This window comes from Ostreibacterium oceani, assembly GCF_009362845.1.
Taxonomy (GTDB): domain Bacteria; phylum Pseudomonadota; class Gammaproteobacteria; order Cardiobacteriales; family Ostreibacteriaceae; genus Ostreibacterium; species Ostreibacterium oceani.
This window is the reverse complement of sequence record NZ_WHNW01000001.1, coordinates 354,082-372,294: the sequence shown is the minus strand read 5'-3', so window position 1 is coordinate 372,294 and position 18,213 is coordinate 354,082. Positions and strand designations below refer to the sequence as shown.

General features: G+C 42.4%; 14 protein-coding genes, 1 other RNA gene and 1 pseudogene. 10 read left to right on the top strand and 6 right to left on the bottom strand.

Annotated elements, in window-relative coordinates; genetic code table 11:
• The first annotated feature begins 647 nt into the window (after positions 1–647).
• Both fdxA and ssrA read left to right on the top strand, forming a co-directional pair.
• The gene (gene fdxA / locus GCU85_RS01605) at positions 648–971 is read left to right on the top strand and encodes a ferredoxin FdxA (RefSeq protein WP_152808648.1); all 324 of its coding nucleotides are present in this window, start codon (positions 648–650) and stop codon (positions 969–971) included.
• Between the two features lie 180 nt (positions 972–1,151).
• Positions 1,152–1,506: a transfer-messenger RNA gene (gene ssrA, locus GCU85_RS01600) on the top strand.
• Between the two features lie 186 nt (positions 1,507–1,692).
• Here ssrA and GCU85_RS01595 read toward each other — a convergent pair.
• The 4 genes from GCU85_RS01595 to osmF form a co-directional block, all read right to left on the bottom strand.
• Positions 1,693–2,394 carry an ABC transporter permease gene (locus GCU85_RS01595; protein WP_152808678.1) on the bottom strand — a complete coding sequence of 234 codons (702 nt, stop codon included), beginning with the start codon at positions 2,392–2,394 and terminating at the stop codon, positions 1,693–1,695.
• Between the two features lie 86 nt (positions 2,395–2,480).
• Positions 2,481–3,524, bottom strand: coding sequence for an ABC transporter ATP-binding protein (locus GCU85_RS01590; protein WP_152808646.1), 1,044 nt, complete (start codon positions 3,522–3,524; stop codon positions 2,481–2,483).
• Positions 3,521–4,681, bottom strand: a complete 1,161-nt coding sequence (locus GCU85_RS01585) for an ABC transporter permease (protein ID WP_152808644.1) — start codon at positions 4,679–4,681, stop codon at positions 3,521–3,523. The genes GCU85_RS01590 and GCU85_RS01585 overlap by 4 nt, the downstream gene beginning before the upstream one ends.
• Before the next feature lie 255 nt (positions 4,682–4,936).
• A complete protein-coding gene (gene osmF, locus GCU85_RS01580) occupies positions 4,937–6,070 on the bottom strand; it encodes a glycine betaine ABC transporter substrate-binding protein OsmF (RefSeq protein ID WP_218110464.1) in 1,134 nt (377 codons plus the stop codon).
• Positions 6,071–6,466: 396 nt separating this feature from the next.
• On the opposite strand from osmF, the gene GCU85_RS01575 reads away from it, so the two are divergent.
• The 7 genes from GCU85_RS01575 (at position 6,467) to GCU85_RS01545 (ending at position 13,931) form a co-directional block, all read left to right on the top strand.
• Positions 6,467–7,558, top strand: coding sequence for an ABC transporter ATP-binding protein (locus tag GCU85_RS01575; protein WP_152808642.1), 1,092 nt, complete (start codon positions 6,467–6,469; stop codon positions 7,556–7,558).
• 209 nt (positions 7,559–7,767) lie between these two features.
• Entirely contained in the window at positions 7,768–8,889 is a 1,122-nt protein-coding gene (locus GCU85_RS01570; RefSeq protein WP_152808640.1) for an extracellular solute-binding protein, read from the top strand.
• Positions 8,890–9,002: 113 nt separating this feature from the next.
• Entirely contained in the window at positions 9,003–10,247 is a 1,245-nt protein-coding gene (locus GCU85_RS01565; RefSeq protein ID WP_152808638.1) for an ABC transporter permease, read from the top strand.
• Between the two features lie 13 nt (positions 10,248–10,260).
• A complete protein-coding gene (locus GCU85_RS01560) occupies positions 10,261–11,112 on the top strand; it encodes an ABC transporter permease (protein ID WP_152808636.1) in 852 nt (283 codons plus the stop codon).
• Positions 11,113–11,259: 147 nt separating this feature from the next.
• On the top strand, positions 11,260–12,186 hold the full coding sequence (locus tag GCU85_RS01555) for a bestrophin family protein (RefSeq protein WP_152808634.1): 927 nt from the start codon (positions 11,260–11,262) through the stop codon (positions 12,184–12,186).
• Between the two features lie 112 nt (positions 12,187–12,298).
• Positions 12,299–13,075: a 3'-5' exonuclease gene (locus GCU85_RS01550; RefSeq protein WP_152808632.1), complete on the top strand. Its 777-nt coding sequence runs from the start codon at positions 12,299–12,301 to the stop codon at positions 13,073–13,075.
• Between the two features lie 115 nt (positions 13,076–13,190).
• Positions 13,191–13,931, top strand: coding sequence for a tellurite resistance TerB family protein (locus GCU85_RS01545; RefSeq protein ID WP_152808630.1), 741 nt, complete (start codon positions 13,191–13,193; stop codon positions 13,929–13,931).
• 249 nt (positions 13,932–14,180) lie between these two features.
• Here the strand turns inward: GCU85_RS01545 and GCU85_RS01540 are convergent, their stop codons facing one another.
• Entirely contained in the window at positions 14,181–15,242 is a 1,062-nt protein-coding gene (locus GCU85_RS01540; protein WP_152808628.1) for a hypothetical protein, read from the bottom strand.
• 159 nt (positions 15,243–15,401) lie between these two features.
• Positions 15,402–15,542: pseudogene (locus GCU85_RS01535) on the bottom strand (integrase core domain-containing protein); the annotation flags it as partial.
• Between the two features lie 2,461 nt (positions 15,543–18,003).
• Between GCU85_RS01535 and GCU85_RS01525 the strand changes: the two are divergent.
• Positions 18,004–18,198 carry a hypothetical protein gene (locus tag GCU85_RS01525; protein WP_152808622.1) on the top strand — a complete coding sequence of 65 codons (195 nt, stop codon included), beginning with the start codon at positions 18,004–18,006 and terminating at the stop codon, positions 18,196–18,198.
• Positions 18,199–18,213: the final 15 nt, after the last annotated feature.

Below are 18,213 nucleotides of genomic sequence, written 5' to 3'. Positions count from 1 at the left end.
TTTTTGAATTGACAAGTAAAATACTCGCACAAATTATTTTGTCTACCATCTGTTAAAGATCTGCCCCAAAAGGCGAGGATGCGTATTATACACCCCAGCAAACACCCGTCAAATACTTTTTGATAAGTTTTTGCAGAAAATAGCGGATTAATTCATACTTCATTATTATTAAAGCGATTTTATTTTCAAATAAAATGCCCCTCATTGCGCCCTTGTTCATTTTAGGCTGTATTTTGCGGCAAAGTTGTACTTTCCGCCTCCCCCCTTGATAGATAGGTAAGCCCGACCAAAATCCAACCAGCCCCGCCTGTCAACCCACCGTAGCACGCACTACACGCCACAATCCGTCATAACGCTTGCCCGACCTTCACTGGGCTAATTAATTGTACATATTCATTACTTGAGATTTCACTTAACTCAACTAAGGCATTACCATACCCTTGTCGCAGCTATTAATTTTAATGCGATTTTAATGCGCTCTGACGCCAAATTCACCGACAAAACACTGGCAATCTATTGGCTAAATGCGTAAAATAAGCCCCTATTGATTTGATATCTACAGATAATAGGCGCTTTATTCCTAGTGCCTCGTTATCGACGTTATCAAACAAGCAGTAATAATATAATATACAAGCAAAGGTTTTTTTATGACATTCGTAGTAACTGACAACTGTATTCGCTGCAAGCATACTGACTGTGTAGAGGTCTGCCCAGTTGACTGTTTCCATGAAGGCCCTAATTTTCTCGTCATCGACCCAGATGAATGCATTGACTGCGCACTTTGCGAGCCCGAATGTCCTGTCGACGCTATTTTTGCCGAAGAAGACTTGCCCGAAAAACAAATTCATTTTATGGACCTCAATGCCGAACTCGCACAAGCGTGGCCAGTGATTACGGTCAAAAAAGACCCACTACCTGACCACGAAACGTGGGATGGCGTACCAGACAAACTTCAATACCTCGAAAGATAGGACGCTCTGCTGAGTTTAATGAAAAACTCGCTTAAACCTAAATGACTCGGCCTACCCACCCAATCTCACAGCACCCACTTGAAAAAATAAACGGTTGCCCCCATCTAGTAAATAGACTAAGATAGTCTGATATAAACACAGTGAATTGCAAAGCCACTGAAAGTTTATTAACCCAGAAATGGGGGCGCATTTGGTTTCGACGTGGATTATGAAGCTTAATGGTGCATGCCGAGTACGATGCTAACTCGCTAAAATTGTGTCAAAAAAATAGTCGCAAATGACGAAAACTTTGCTCTAGCTGCTTAATAACCCAGCTAGTTCCTACTTCAGCTTGTCTGTAGGCCGAAAATAGGAATCATATATACAGAACCGTTGATGTCAGTGCCTTCCTGACTGATACTAAACTAAAGATAGGCTCGTTAGCAGATTGTTTGATCGTCGACTGTTTGCTAATCAGATTAAAGACGAATCTAAGCATGTAGATCCTTAAGGTGAGAATTTGCGGACGGGGGTTCAACTCCCCCCGCCTCCACCATTACCCCAATATCAAACCATCCCAAACCATCCCAAACCATCCCAAACCATCCCAAACCATCCCAAACCATCCCAAACCATCCCAAACCATCCCAAACCATCCCAAACCATCCCAAACCATCCCAAACCATCCCAAACCATCCCAAACCATCCAAACCATCCAAACCATCCAAATTTCCTTAATTTTTCATGCGCTACGCTTTTTCTGTGTCAGCCGCTCAAAAAGTCGATCCAGTATAATTGCCATCAGTGACACCAAAATCGTCCCCTGTATCACAAAAGCCATGTTATAGTTAACAAGCCCTGCGATAATCGGCGTCCCTAGGCTAAGCGCACCTACCGTAGAGCCAATCGTTGCCGTGCCCATATTAATCATCACCGACACACGTATGCCTGCCATGATAATTGGCCAAGCCAGCGGTAACTCAATTTGCCACAAGCGTTGCCAACCATCCATCCCCATTGCCCTCGCTGACTCAATTACTATCGGGCGAATCGAGTTTAACCCACGAATGGTATTTTCTACAATCGGCAACAGTCCATACAGTACTAACGCAATCAACGCCGGCCAAAAGCCAAACCCGGCCACTGGCACAGCAATTGCCAATACGGCAGCAGGCGGAAACGTCTGACCGATTGCACTACATGCAGAGACCAGCGGCTCAAAATCCTTGCCCCACGGGCGCGTCACAACAATCCCCGCACCCATGCCAACGATAATTGCGAATATTGATGCACTGGCAACCAATAACAAGTGCGCCATGGTTAAGCGAACAAAGCTTTCGCGCTGGTAAATTGGTTCAGGCACATCAGGAAACCAATGCGCGAACCACGGCGCCAATGTCGGCATATAAAACATCAGCCACACAAACAACCCAATCAACCCCATAAGCCACAACTGCCCAAATAGCAGCAAAAACCGTGACACAAGCCGTGACAACCAAGGCACTGACGACCATGCTACTTTTGACGACATTATTTGGGTGGCTCCATAATCGATGACAAGGCAACCTCACCAATAAGCTCACCGCCTGCGCCCACTACAGGCAGAACAGCAACACGATACCAAACCATGCGTGACAGGGCCTCTTTCATTGTCATGCTAGGCTCGGCTACCCATTGCGCATCCACGGCTGTAATTACCTCTCGTCTATCATCGCGCAGTTTACCGCCATGCAATGCCTTGGGTTGATTTTGCGCATCCACTACCCAGTGATGCCCTGCGTCATCGCTGCGCTGTTTTGCTGGCTGAGTATATTGCACAACTTGGCGTTGTGACAAAAGCTTTAAGCCCAAATCAGACTGACCAACAAACGCCTCAACAAACGCATTTGCAGGGTTAATCAAAATTTCGACGGGTGTATCAAATTGCACCAACTGCCCCGATTGCATAATTGCAATTTTATCTGCTAATGCCAACGCTTCATCCATATCGTGAGTAACAAATATCACCGTTTTTCCTGTTTGTCGCTGAATATCACGAACCTCGCGCTGCAAGGCTTCTCGCGTAATTGGATCCAATGCCCCAAACGGCTCATCCATCAGCAAAATATCCGGATCGCTAGCCAACGCCCGCGCCACGCCAACACGCTGCGCTTGTCCACCTGATAATTCATGCGGATATTTATCCCAATAATAGCTACTGGGCAATAAATCCAGTTGTTGCATTAATTGTTCAGTCCGTGCTTCAATTTTTGCTGGCGACCAACCTAATAACCGCGGCACTGTGGCAATATTTTTAGCGACTGTCCAGTGCGGGAAAAGCCCTGTTGACTGGATAACATAGCCGATTTGCCGCCTTAGCTTGGTCAGCGGCATTTCATTCAGGCGTGTTCCACCGAGCAAAATATCCCCGTCGCTAGGCGTAACCAATCGATTTAGCATTTTTAACAACGTCGATTTGCCACATCCCGACGGACCGATTAAGACAACAAACTCACCAGATGGTACCGTTAAACTAAGTGACTCAATCACATCATGCCCCGCATAACGCTTGCTAATATTTCTATATTCAATCATATTACACGGCTTCCCGCTGGACGACTAATGGCAATCAGCCATTGCATAAATAAATCAATAACAATTGCCAGTAATATGGTAGGAATGGCACCAAGCAACACCAAGTCTATTGCATACTGCCCCAAACCCTCCCAAACAAAGACACCCAAACCGCCAGCACCAATCAAACCTGCGACAACAGTTAACCCAATAGCTTGCACAATGACAATACGAATTCCTGACAAAATAACGGGTAATGACAACGGTATTAACACGTGCCAAGCAACCTGCCATCGACCCATCCCCATTGCTTGTGATGCTTGGATTACACTCAATGGTACTTCTGCTAAGCCAGTGTAAGTATTCCTGACCAAAGGCAGCAACGTATATAAAATCAAAGCAATGATGGCAGGCGCTGCACCAATACCACTGACACCGAGCGTCTTGAGCCACGGAAATTGATTCGACAAGCTCGCCAATGGCACCATTAACAAGGCAAATAACGCAATTGACGGCACTGTTTGAAAGAAATTCAACACCCCAAAGACCGTCCCATTTAAGCGGGGATAACGCCAAATCAACCAACCAAGCGGCAACCCAATAACCAGTAACGGTACCAATGCAATCAATACCAACACGATATGATTAACAAAAGCCGTCTTAAACCGGTCTTCGTGATGGTGGTACTCCTTGATAATGGATAAATCATCAAATTGCCCTACATGAAACCAAATGGCAACAATAACAAAGATGACACAGGCGCTCACGATACTCAAACTGTATTTAAACCGTTGCCCTGCCATGCGCAACCAAGCATCTAACGCTATCAAACATAGCAATAGCAATACACACCAAAACGCACTGCCTATCATGACGCGACTGGCTGCCGAACCCTCAATGCTTGCTTGAGTCGCAGCACTTGCCATTAAATAAAGCCAAGCCAATAATCCAACCAAGGCAACGCCATACGTTAACATCGCATGGTAAGTCACAAGGCTAAATGGCTTAAATACAGCCAACAGCCACAGTAAAACCAAATAGGCAGCCCAAATTGACCAGACCAGTAACTGAACGTCTACCAGTTTTATTGCTTGTCCGCTTTGAAATCGATTCGGAGAAAAATGCAATAGGGGCAATAAAAATGAAGCAACCGCCATCAGTATAACTAGCACCAACATCACTCGATGCTTAATTGGCCGCTCGTCAAGGGGTAAAGATAACTTGTTATTTGATTGACTATTCAATGGGTAAGCGCTAGTTAGAACACTATCTTCGCATCTCGACTAAACGAACACTGCCAGCGATATAAACCGATATAAACCGATATAAATCCGATATAAATTCGTTAAATCAATTCGCTTAGTCGCATTTTGTGGCGCCATCGTGGTGGCGAGTTTACAAGCAAGCAGCATTAATAGGTGATAATATGATGTTTACTTGTCGGGCTTAGATTCCTCTGCTTTGGGTAACAGCTGGTTCGATACTAAAAAGGTCTTTGCCACTTGTTTTGCTGGCATGCCTTGTACTTGAATTTTTTCGTTAAGTCCCTGTAGTACTTCACGGTTTAACTTTTTAAATACTGGGGCTAACAATTCAGGAATCTGCGGATAATCAGCCAGTATTTCTTCGCGCAAGACTGGCGCTGGCGCATAAACCGCTTGCGCACCTTGGATATCGTCTAAAACCACCAAATTAGCCGCTGAAATTGCACCGTCAGTGCCGTAAACCATCGCAGCATTGGCTTGGTTTATTCCTTCGGCGGCGGCTCGAATTGTCGCAGAGGTGTTGCCGCCAGAAAGTACTAATAACTGTCCGTCATTGAAGGTAAAACCATACACTTTTTGAAAACTAGGCAAGGCTACTGGACTATTGACGAATTCCGCCGAAGCCGCCAATTTAATTTTCCCATCACGATTAACGTAGGACGCCAAGTCAGCCAATGTCGCTAGGGATTCCTTTTCCGCTAACTCGCGAGTAACCGCAATTGCCCACGTATTATTTGCAGGCGCGGGCTGCAACCAAACTAATTTGTTATTGTCATAATCCCATGCACTTATCTGTTCATAGCCGGCTTCTAATGATTTCCAAACCGTGTCTTCTGTTGTTTGGCTAAAAAACGCGCCGTTCCCTGTATATTCGGGATATAAATCGATTTCGTTATTGAGTAACGCATTCCTGACAATATTTGTCGCCCCGAGAGACAGCTTGTCCTCCACAGGGACATCGCCTGCAACCAAGGTCTGCAAAATCAATTCACCTAATAAACTACCTTCGGTATCTATCTTGGATGCAACGCGAACGGGATTGCTTGACTTTTCCTGAGTTTTTTCCTGAGTCGAATACTGGGCTTGCGCCTGAGGCAATGCTGCCACACTCAATAAAAATGACAAGAGGCAAAGTATCAAAATACGCCAGCGTCCAATCATCTTCCGAGCCGTCCTCAGCAGCATTCTCAGCGCTATTCTCAGCACCATTCCCAGAGTGGCGACATTTCGATTATCTTGAGAAACCGCATTTTGAATATAAGTATTGCGGACTAAGGGGTTGGACGTCGGTAAATAAATCATTGCGGTACCTCTGTTGCCATTTTAAAATTGACTAGCCATTGTCGCACAAAATAACCCAAAAAAAGCAATATCTCTCCTAGCGCTAATCAAAATGATACATTTAAACCCGCTTTTCAATCCGCTTTTCAATCCGCTTTTCAATCCGCTTTTCAATCCGCTTTTCAATCCGCTATTTGAAAAGCAAATTGCAGCACCCACCTTTTTAATGAATTTGCGCAAATTCGACCTCAGCTAGCCGCTAAACAGCATATTGCCCCAAAAAAACAATCCATTTGCAATCCATTTGATGTTTACTATTATTTATGTTTATAATAGTAGCCATGTTGACCTTCTTAGTGCGTAAATACATTGAATACATTGGCGTGAATACATTAGCGTGGATAAACGGGATAAAAGATGAGTGAAAGTGCCTCGAACGTTTTTGTCAAATTCGAAAAAGTTCAAAAAAGTTATGATGGCAAGATTCTCGTTGTCAAAGACCTGAATCTTGATATTGAAAAAGGCGAATTTTTGACGATGCTTGGGCCGTCAGGCTCTGGCAAGACGACCTGCTTAATGATGCTGTCTGGTTTTGAGCCTGCCACTAACGGTGAAATCTACTTAGACGGCAAGCCCATTAATGACGTGCCACCGCACAAACGCGGCATTGGTATGGTATTTCAAAATTATGCGTTGTTTCCGCATATGACGGTTGCTGAAAATTTGGCATTTCCGCTACAAATGCGCAAAGTGCCCAAACCCGATATTGAAAAACAAGTCAAACGCGTGCTTGATATGGTTGAGCTAGGTGATTTTGGTGGACGCAGACCTGCGCAACTATCAGGCGGTCAACAACAACGTGTCGCGGTGGCGCGCGCAATGGTATTTGACCCTGAGTTGATTTTGATGGATGAGCCACTTGGTGCATTAGATAAAAACTTGCGCGAACAAATGCAATACGAAATCAAACATCTACATGAAAAACTTGGTTTCACTGTGGTTTATGTCACGCACGACCAAACCGAGGCACTGACCATGTCTAGCCGTGTGGCGGTATTTGATGATGGCATTATCCAGCAACTAGACACGCCTTCAACGCTATACGAAGCACCAAAAAATGCTTTTGTTGCAGGGTTTATTGGTGAAAACAATTGCTTAGTTGGTCAAATCGATGCCCTCGATGCCGACACATGTACCGTAGTCGTCGATGGTCAGCCCGTCAAAGCAAAGCCTGTAAATGCGGCTAGCATTGGCAAACAATCAACGCTCTCGCTACGCCCAGAGCGCATCATTCTCAATCCAGAAGCTGGCAGTTTGCCTAATATTTTTGAGTCTGAAATACTAGAGGAAATTTACCTTGGCGATCATCTGCGCCTGCGTGTCAAATTACTGGGTAATGATAAATTTATTATCAAAGTCAAAAATTCACCTGACGTTACCGTACCAAAAGTCGGTGAAAAGCTGACACTCGGTTGGCGATTAGATGATTGCAGGGCATTAGATGCCTAAATTTCAGCTAAAATTTTAACTAAAATCTTAGCTGAAAACACTAGTTGGAATCATAGCTAAACCGCAGTGTTACCCTTATTACAATGCGGTATTGCCATACTAAAATCCAATAGCGTAACAAATAAGGCAACTCGAATAACAATAGAATGACAACAGAATAACAATAAGAAAATAAAACCATTTCAACATCACGACAGGAGAAAGATAGCATGAATAACGACAACACTAACAATAGAAAAATAACCAACGGCTTAGTTCCACTCGCGATTGCAGCCGCACTAACGGCTTCGATTACGGCCGCGTCAGCAGAGGAAAGTCTAACGATTGTTTCTTGGGGCGGGGCTTACAGCAATAGCCAAGTCAAGGCTTACAACGAACCCTACACCGAAAAAACAGGCACCAAACTCATCATGGAAGACAAATCCAGTGAAGCGCTTGCGGGCATTCGTTCACAAGTAGGCGCCGGCAATGTCACTTGGAATTTAGTGGATATGTTGCCCGCCGATGCACAGCGTGCCTGCGATGAAGGCCTTATTATGGAAATTAACCATGATGAATGGCTAGCACCGGCACCTGATGGTACAATGCCATCCAAAGACTTCGTAGAAGGCACCCTGGGCGATTGCTTCATCCCGCAAATTATCTACTCAACTTTATTTGCATACAATACCGAAGTACTCAGTGAAGGGCCACAATCGATTGCGGATATTTGGGATACCGAGAAATTCCCAGGTAAGCGTGCCTTACAAAAAATACCGCAAAAAAATCTAGAATGGGCATTAATTGCTGATGGTGTTGCCATGGGTGATGTCTATACTGTACTAGAAACAGAGGAAGGCCAAGATCGCGCATTTGCAAAGCTTGACGAAATCAAAGACAGTGTTATTTGGTGGTCCGAAGGGGCGCAGCCACCGCAAATGTTAGCGGATAAAGAAGTGAGTATTGCCACTGCCTATAATGGTCGTATTTTCAATGCACAGGTCAACGAAAATCAGCCATTTAAAATCATGTGGGCTGGTCAGGCATTAGAAGCCGATGGTTGGGTTGTCCCCGTTGGTAATGAAGAAAAGCTCGATATGATTAAAGACTTTCTGTATTTTGCCACCGATACCCAGCGCCTCGCCGATCAAGCCAAGTATATTTCCTATGGTCCAGCGCGTAATTCATCTGCGCCGCTTGTCAGTACACATGCTGAAACCGGTGTTGATATGAAGCCACACATGCCAACCAATCCAGAAAATTTACAAGGGGCACTTGTGTTTAATAATGATTTTTGGACGAACTACGGCGACATACTCGAAGAGCGTTTCAACGCTTGGTTAGCGCAATAAACCGTAATAAATAATGGCGAGCGCCCTAGTGCGAATTAGGGCGCAGGCTATTTAAACAATTACTTATCGATTAACTATCCAATAATTACCCAATAACTACCCAGTAACTACATATGGCAGACACATTAACTACCGCATCAGGCGTATCCTTAGAAAAAGCACTAAAACGTGCCGATAGTAAGGCACGTCGTCGTGCATTTTTATTAGTGTTGCCATTATTGTTATTTCTGCTCATCACTTTCATTGGACCAATCGCTTCGATGATTTGGCGCTCAGTCTATAACCCTGAAGTACATGATTATTTGCCAAATACAGCTGCAGCACTTGAGAATTGGGAAGGCGAACAGTTGCCAGATGAAGCGGTGTATGCGGCGCTGTATGAAGATATAAAAATTGGTCAGGAAAACCGTACTATTGGACGCGTTGCCGGTCGATTAAATCGCGAACTGCCAGGGACACGCGGCCTTATGATGGGAGCGGCACGCAATTTTGAAGAATTTAACGCGCCTTATAAAGAAAGTTTTATTGCCGCCGATGAAGATTGGGGGGATGTTCGCTTTTGGAAGTTAGTGAAACGTGAAACGGGATTATTTACCATTAGTTATTATCTGTTGGCAATGGATAAAGAATACAATCTTGACGGTGAGATTGTTGACCGCGATGAAAAATATCAAATTTATGGTAAGTTGTTTAAACGCACCTTTTTTATGAGCGCGTTGATTACTTTTCTTTGTATTGTACTTGCCTATCCAATTTCCTATTTGATGGCGATATTGCCACTTAGGAAATCCAATTTATTAATGATATTAGTCCTATTGCCGTTTTGGACATCGCTGTTAGTGCGTACCTCTGCTTGGATTGTGTTATTGCAATCGCAGGGCGTAGTGAATGATTTGCTGGTCTGGAGCGGTTTAATAAATAATGAAAGTCGCCTACAAATGATATATAACGCAACCGGTACGACCATAGCTATGGTGCATATTTTATTGCCGTTTGTCGTGTTGCCACTGTACTCGGTGATGAAAACCATCCAGCCAAGCTATATGCGCGCCGCTATTTCAATGGGTGCGCACCCGTTTGTAGCGTGGTGGCGAATCTATTTTCCGCTGACCTTACCAGGTTTGGCGGCAGGCGTAATTTTAGTATTTATTATTGCCATCGGCTATTACATTACCCCAGCATTAGTTGGTGGACAAACCGGCATATTTATATCAAATCTTATCGCTGATAACATGCGTGGCACAACTGCGCAGTTAAAACTGGCCTTGTCACTGGCAAGCTTATTGTTGATTGCCGTGATGATTTTATACTGGCTGTTTAATAAATTAGTTGGCGTTGATCGCCTAAAATTTGGTTAAGCGGAGGCTTCATATGAAATTAGAAAAAAGCGCAACACCAATCGAACGCATTTGGCATTATTGCTTTATGCTTATTTGCGCGATTGTGTTCTTTTTTTTGATAGCCCCGATAATTGTGATAATTCCACTGGCATTTAATGCCGAGCCATATTTTACCTTTACGGAGAAAATGCTGGCGTTTAATCCAGAAGGATATTCATTACGCTGGTATAAAGATTTATTGGGCAGTGATGAATGGATGTCCTCGATTCGAAACTCCTTTTTTATAGCAACCGTATCCGCCTTTGTTGCCACGACCTTAGGTACCATTGCAGCCCTTGGGCTGCATCGCAAGCAGATGCCATATAAAGCCACCATTATGGCGGTGCTAATCTCACCTATGATTGTGCCGCTGATTATTTCAGCCGCTGCGTTATTTAGTTTTTACTCTCGAATCGATTTGGCCAATACATTTACTGGCGTGATTTTAAGCCACGTGGTATTAGGTACGCCCTTTGTTGTGATTACCGTTACCGCAAGCCTGTCTGGTTTTGATGAGCGACTCATACAAGCCGCACAAAGCCTTGGAGCGAATCAAAAGGAAACGTTTTTTCGAGTGATTCTGCCATTATTATTGCCAGGGGTTATCTCAGGTGCCTTGTTTGCGTTTATCACCTCGCTTGACGAAGTGGTATTAGTGCTATTTTTAGCCGGTCCCGAACAAACGCCGATGACCGTGCGTATGTTTTCAGGTCTGCGCGAAGAAATCAGCCCAACTATTTTGGCCCTCGCCAGCATCTTAGTACTCATTTCAATTTGTTTGCTCACAACCCTTGAGCTCATACGAAGACGAAACGAGCGCATGCGCGGCATGAGCGCTGGGTAAGCGTATTAACGCAGCGCGTTATCTGAAAACACCAATGCCCCAGTAATGCCTAACCAAATACCTAACCGATACCCAATTTAACAATATGGTGTTATATCATCGTATTGGATTAAAGCCACGAAATTCACGCTTGATTGCTTACAGCTTATGATTATTCGACATTACCCCTCCGTTTGGAAGCTCTTTTTTATTCGTCACGGTTCTATTGTACCTTTGATTAAATGGCGATTATTCGCCATTTTCTGCTTAGCATTAGGGGTGACTTTTATTCAATATATCCACCCAAGCATATTTAGCGCCATTAATCTAAGTTATTTCACCATGATTGGTTTGGCGCTCTCATTGTTTTTGGGTTTTCGCAATAACACTGCCTATGAACGCTGGTGGGAGGGACGTAATTTATGGGGGCAACTCATTAAAGAAACCCGCTCCATCGCCAGAACAACACGCAGTGTGATGGACAACCACGTTGATGCGGATATGATTGCACGGATTGATCGTTATTTGATTTGCTACCCTATTTGCTTGCGGCATCAATGCCAAGGAACAAAGATGGATAGCGAGGTAATCGACCGATTATTGGCTGACGAACACGCCCAGATTCTTGGTAAAGTAAATCCTGCCAATGCGTTGTTACTCATGCTATCTAGGGAGATAGGGCAGCATTATCAACAAGGAAAAATATCAGATATCATCTATCAGACGCTAGACAGCCGTATCGATGCCATCAATTTGATACAAGCAGGGTGTGAACGTTTAAATAAAACACCGGTTCCATTTGCCTACAATTTATTGCTACAGCGTACGGCGATGCTGTATTGTTTGCTGTTGCCTTTTGGCTTAGTTTCCCATACTGTTTGGGCAACTGCGCCGTTAACGCTATTAATTACCTACACGTTTTTTGGTTTGGATGCGCTCGCTAGAGATTTAGAAGACCCTTTTTCAACCTGTCCTAACAGTCTGCCTTTGCAAGCATTATGTATCAACATAGAACGTATCATTATGGATATGCAAGGAAAATCTAAACAAGCAATGCCACCACTGCCAAAAATTAAAAACTATATCCTAAAATGAACTGATGCCAATAAGTCCATACCCCATAGCATTCCCCATGTATTGAAGCATAATCCATAAATTTTAATCTTTGGCAATGACAATTCGCGCGTAATGGTGGCATAATAATCGTATGGAAAATGTGTGTATTTTTGATATTGAGACCATCCCCGATGCTGATGCTATTGCACGGTTACAGCAGGTTGATTGTCTCAGCCCTGACGAGCAGTTTGACTTTGCCGAATTGCACCGCCGTAGCGAAGTCGGACATACCTTTATGCGCCACCATTTGCACAAGGTCGCCTCGATTGCCCTGTGCTTTAGCCGCCACGGCAAATTCAAAGTCGCCAGTGTCGGGGAGATCGGTGACGATGAAAAAACTCTGCTGACCAAGTTTTTCAACCTGATTGATACGTATCGCCCACAGCTTGTCTCGTGGAACGGCAGTGGCTTTGATTTACCTGTGCTGCATTATCGCGCGTTATTTCATGGCGTTGCCGCGCCGACTTATTGGGACGTCGGGCATTTTGACAACGGCAGTAAATGGAACAATTACCTCTCGCGGTTTCAATGGCAGCACATCGATTTAATGGATGTTATTGCGGGTTATCAGGGGCGGTGCGTCGCGCCACTCAATGATATTGCAAAGCTATGCGGATTTCCTGGTAAACTTGCCACCGATGGCAGTGCGGTGCTGGATTTATACAAAGCCAACCGCCTAGACGCTATCCGCGATTACTGCGAGACCGACGTGTTAAATACTTATTTGGTTTATTTGCGGTTTGAGCTAATTCGTGGGCTATGCTCAGCGGCGCAATACCAGCAACATATCGACGATTTAAAAACCTATTTACGCCACGCCGACAAACCGCATTTTGACGAATTTTTAACCGCGTGGGATAACACATAAAAGCCAGTAACAAATACAGACCAGTAGCGAATACAGAATAATACGAACAAACCAAAAATAACCATTTGTTTTTAAATTACTTTATTTATTAATATCAACCAGCAGGAGAATACAAATGAAAGCCAGTGATTTATTAGGCGCCCTACTTTCAGCAGGACAAGACATGGCCAACCAAGGCAAAACTATTGCCAGTGAAAAACTCAACGTTCCCGAATCAGGCGCAGAACGCAGCGCCATGCTAGGTGGCATGGGTAAAGGCGCATTAGCAGCAGGCGCGTTAGCATTATTAGTTGGCACTGATACTGGCCGAGAAATCGGTGGTAGCGCGTTGAAAATTGGGTCCGTTGCCGCACTCGGTGGACTCGCTTTTAAGGCGTATAAAAATTGGCAAACACAAAATGCCGCCGCAGAGAGCACCCACACAGACACCGCCCCAGCAAATAGTGCCCCAGCAGCCAACCAGCCCCCACCCGCGTTAAGTCACATGAGCGAAAGCGAAATAGACGCACGCAGCAAAAAGCTACTCTCAGCCATGATTGCCGCCGCCAAAGCCGATGGACACATTGACGCCAAAGAAACCGAAGCGCTACAATCCATGATGGATCAACTCGGCGAATCGAATGAGCTATCTGCATTTATGCAAAGCGAAATCGCCAAACCACTCAATCCACAGGAAATCGCCGCCAACACAGACGCACCAGGGCTGGCCGCAGAAGTCTATTTGATGAGCCGATTGGTGATTAACGACGAAAATTTCATGGAAAAAGCCTATCTAGGTGAGCTGGTCAAATCGCTAAACCTAGACCCCGCACTGATTGCACAACTAGACGCACAAGCGACTAGCGCACAGGCATAATCGCTATCATCATGCGGATTCGATGGATTTGGATTTGACGGATTCGACTAAGGTGTTACTGCCCCATCGGTAGTAACGCCTTAGTACAGAATAACAAAAGCGAATAGCACTTTCACCATGCTATTCGCTTTTTTTAGTTTTAATTGGTTACCCGCTAAGCAGTTAACCTCTCAGGCGACGTCTTTTTTGTACAAAGAAACCACCACCCAAAATTAACATACAAAGCAATAGCGAGCTCAATAGCCCCACTTAAGGAATGCTCGCAGGGTTTTCGCCACCAGAGAATGGTGTTATTTTAAGTGCGCAGGGGACAATTGCACTAGCGCCACCAATGACGGCAGAGACACTATAACACCCTGTAGAAGCCGCACTTGGCATCGCCACTGATGTACGTAATGTCTTAGTTCCTAAACCTGATGTTACTGTTGCAGGATACGCTACACCATCGTCATCGCTCACTAATTTTAATGTATCGCTGCTTGCCCATTCAGTATCAGCAATCGTAACAGAAACAGCATTATTTTGCCCAGCGAGCAATGCACCAGTAACGGACTCAATTGTCACATCGGCAGCTTTAAATATATCCTTAAATGCATTATTTAAAGCCTCCTCATAAGCCGCTGTATCACCGTTTTTGATTTCTGGCAGGTAGTAATAGTTACCTCCCAAGTCTTCTGTGAGTTGCTTGAATTGCTCTTGTGGGGATAAAAATGCATAGGGGCTTTCATCAACCAACACGCGATATTTAACTGGATTTGTATCAATGGCTCCCTCATAATCGACTTTCAAATAAATTCTAGCTCCGCCTTCAGGAATGCCTAGCGAAGCACTGTATGTGCTATAGTAATAAGATACATTGCCACCGCTTCCAATTCGGTTGTCATTAATGTCGTAGAGCTGCACTTGGATAGATTTACCGCTATTATAAACCGGCATACCGACTTCAAAAATATAGCTACCTTCATTGAGCCAAACGGTGTATAGATCGACTCTATCCTCTCCCCATTTGCTTTCAAAGCCAATAAAGCGTGCTGTGTAACCATGATTATTGCCTATTTGCAGGGGCTTTAAATCTCTTTTCCCGCTATCAGCTTCCCAGTCTGTTCCATCAAAGCTATCATAATCATCTGCGCTAGACTTGCCAATAAACGTTGTTTTTGGTGCAAATGACTGTTGATTAGGTGCCGCTTCGACTGTCGCATCTTCATTGATGATTTGTTCTTCAATATAGATCGAGCTTGGGTTAGGCGCCGAATATGAAAAAAATCCTAAAAAAAGTAGACTTATCGGTGTTATTTCTGTGAACTTCATATATACTCCTGTTAGAATGATAGCAATATTTAGAATTAAATTTCAACCAATACTAACAAAAAAGCACTAACGAGACACTAAAAAATGAATGGAAATCCTTTTTTTGCAAATATCATTTCGTAGACTTACCGTCAAGTGTCACAGTTTATAACTAGAGACTTATGCCGCTAGTTGTCGCTTGAAATCACTAGGCGGTAGATTGCCTAGTGATTCATGCGGACGTTCTTCATTATAACTCATCATCCACGCCCAGCTTAGCTCCCGCACCTGCTCAAGCGAGGTAAACAAGTGAGGGGCTAGCACGGTAAGTTTACGTATGCATTTCGTTTTATTTCACGCAAGCAATATGATGCTTTCCCCTATGTTGAGTATTTCATCATTGCAAATCTGATTTTATCATTCATAACCTACAAAATCCTGATTAAGCACTTTCCCTAACGAAAGCGTTTCATCGCAATAGATGCTAAAATAAGGTGTCTATTTTTCATAGGGGATGCGCCATGTTAATCAAAAGAAATCAACTGCCATTTTTTATAGTTTATATGCTGATACTCAATATCAGCAGTGTCATTTTAGCGTTTGACTTGCAAAAATCAATATTTATTAATCATTGGATCACAATCAGTTACTTTGCAATCATTTGCCCGTCCGTATTATTTTTCGTCAGAATCTATAAATCAGTCGGTGGATGGCAAGCTTTAGGCATTTCAACGCTGCTGATATTGCTTAATGCAGTTACATTTATTTCTATTCAGCTCGTTGGTCTAGGCAATCATTCAAACTAAATTTAAAAGCAAAACTTTCTATGAAATTATTTACTCTATTACTGTTCGTTAATCTGCTCTACTTTGTTGGTTTGCTTATGCCTACTTATGCCTAGTATTTCTTATGCATTTAGCTTCATCTCAAACGAACAGTACAATAACTTCCCAGTTGAGTTATATCATGTGATTGCAAATCTGATTCTATCATTTATAACCTACAAAATCCTGATTAAGCACTTTCCCTAACGAAAGCGTTTCATCGCAATAGATGCTAGAATAAGGTGTCTATTTTTCATAGGGGATGCGCCATGTCGGTTAAGACGCGATCGATTAACAATTATTTTTGAAAAATCTCGAATAGTCTAAATACTAAAGGTAACACAATGAGGCAATTAATGGTTAACATACGACATAGTTTCCAGCTTAAAAAGACAATTTTTGCTGCGTACTACATCATATTTTTTAATGTAAGCGGTATTTTATTTTTTTTAGAGCTAAATCGCTTTTTTAATGTTGAAATTATTTTAAATCATACGGTTAATGATGTTTTTATCTTGTATGGTATCGCAATCATTTTATCACCTGCTATCCTGTCATTTATGCTACATAAAAAAATAGACCTAATATTTATAACTTTATTTGTTGGATTTGTTTTTTTTGCTATGAATCTCTATTATGCTTTAATGACTTCTTTTGCAACCTAAAGAAAAATCGCTTTCTTTTATCGTTTTTATTATGAAAATTATTATTATTAGTATTGCTTATTTTTTTACCATATCTAGTTTAGATATTTTACACAGCTACACTATAAACTCACCCAGTTTATTTTTTTCGGCTATCATTCTTTTTATCCATTTTATTTTTTCTATTATTTCTTGTAGAATAATTATTAAAGAATATTTTTAATCATCATTCTACGGTTAGAGGAATTTAATTCATTGCATTTAGCTTCATCTCAAACGAACAATACAACATTTTCCCACGTGATTTATATCATGTGATTGCAAATTTGATTTTATCATTCATAACCTACAAAATCCTGATTAAGCACTTTCCCTAACGAAAGCGTTTCATCGCAATAGATGCTAAAATAAGGTGTCTATTTTTCATAGGGAATGCTCCATGTTAATCAAAAGAAATCAACTGCCATTTTTTATAGTTTATATGCTGACATTGAATATCGGCAGTTTGATTATAGCAGCTGACCTGTCATTATCAACGAAAATTAATCGCTGGCTTGCAATTAGCTTCTTTTTTATTAATTGTCCATCTACTTTGTTTGCTATAAAAGTTTGCAAGTCAGTCGGCATATGGCGTGGTATAGCTAGTTTGATTGCGTTAATTTTGCCTAACATAGGAGTATTTATTTTAATCCTAATGGTTGCTACCATAAACCATTCAAACTAAATTTAAAAGCAAAACTTTCTATGAAATTATTTACTCTATTACTGTTCGTTAATCTGCTCTACTTTGTTGGTTTGCTTATGCCTAGTATTTCTTATGCATTTAGCTTCATCTCAAACGAACAGTACAATAACTTCCCAGTTGAGTTATATCATGTGATTGCAAATCTGATTCTATCATTTATAACCTACAAAATCCTGATTAAGCACTTTCCCTAACGAAAGCGTTTCATCGCAATAGATGCTAAAATAAGGTGTCTATTTTTCATAGGGAATGCTCCATGTTAATCAAAAGAGATCAACTGCCATTTTTTATAGCTTATATGCTGATACTCAATATCAGCAGTGTCATAATAACATTTGAATTGTACGAGTCAAAATTTATTGATGCTTGGGTTTTTATTGCTGGTTTCGTGGTTGCTTTTCCATCAACGCTATTTTTTATTAAGGTCATACGGTTAATGGGCTGGCGCAAGGGAATATTCAGTCTAATAACGCTAATAATAATCAATTTGGTGATTCTTTACTTTTTGCTTTTTTTTGTAATGGCTAATGATTCAAACTAAACTTCGATGATAGACTATTAACCATAGTATGAAAAATTTTATTACACTCTTACTCGTCAATTTATTTTATTTGATTGGATTGACGGTGCCTGACATTTTCTACGCATTTCGTTTTATTTCACCCAAGCAATATGATGCTTTCCCCTATGTTGAGTATTTCGTCATCGCCAATCTGATTCTATCATTCATAACCTACAAAATCCTGATTAAGCACTTTCCCTAACGAAAGCTTTTCATC

What these genes read in the sequence shown, in the direction of transcription:
- fdxA (WP_152808648.1), top strand. Translation starts at nt 648, where the DNA reads ATGACATTCGTAGTAACTGACAACTGTATTCGCTGCAAGCATACTGAC.
- GCU85_RS01595 (WP_152808678.1), bottom strand. Translation starts at nt 2,394, where the DNA reads ATGGGGTTGATTGGGTTGTTTGTGTGGCTGATGTTTTATATGCCGACA.
- GCU85_RS01590 (WP_152808646.1), bottom strand. Translation starts at nt 3,524, where the DNA reads ATGATTGAATATAGAAATATTAGCAAGCGTTATGCGGGGCATGATGTG.
- GCU85_RS01585 (WP_152808644.1), bottom strand. Translation starts at nt 4,681, where the DNA reads ATGTTGGTGCTAGTTATACTGATGGCGGTTGCTTCATTTTTATTGCCC.
- osmF (WP_218110464.1), bottom strand. Translation starts at nt 6,070, where the DNA reads ATGATTTATTTACCGACGTCCAACCCCTTAGTCCGCAATACTTATATT.
- GCU85_RS01575 (WP_152808642.1), top strand. Translation starts at nt 6,467, where the DNA reads ATGAGTGAAAGTGCCTCGAACGTTTTTGTCAAATTCGAAAAAGTTCAA.
- GCU85_RS01570 (WP_152808640.1), top strand. Translation starts at nt 7,768, where the DNA reads ATGAATAACGACAACACTAACAATAGAAAAATAACCAACGGCTTAGTT.
- GCU85_RS01565 (WP_152808638.1), top strand. Translation starts at nt 9,003, where the DNA reads ATGGCAGACACATTAACTACCGCATCAGGCGTATCCTTAGAAAAAGCA.
- GCU85_RS01560 (WP_152808636.1), top strand. Translation starts at nt 10,261, where the DNA reads ATGAAATTAGAAAAAAGCGCAACACCAATCGAACGCATTTGGCATTAT.
- GCU85_RS01555 (WP_152808634.1), top strand. Translation starts at nt 11,260, where the DNA reads ATGATTATTCGACATTACCCCTCCGTTTGGAAGCTCTTTTTTATTCGT.
- GCU85_RS01550 (WP_152808632.1), top strand. Translation starts at nt 12,299, where the DNA reads ATGGAAAATGTGTGTATTTTTGATATTGAGACCATCCCCGATGCTGAT.
- GCU85_RS01545 (WP_152808630.1), top strand. Translation starts at nt 13,191, where the DNA reads ATGAAAGCCAGTGATTTATTAGGCGCCCTACTTTCAGCAGGACAAGAC.
- GCU85_RS01540 (WP_152808628.1), bottom strand. Translation starts at nt 15,242, where the DNA reads ATGAAGTTCACAGAAATAACACCGATAAGTCTACTTTTTTTAGGATTT.
- GCU85_RS01525 (WP_152808622.1), top strand. Translation starts at nt 18,004, where the DNA reads ATGAAAAATTTTATTACACTCTTACTCGTCAATTTATTTTATTTGATT.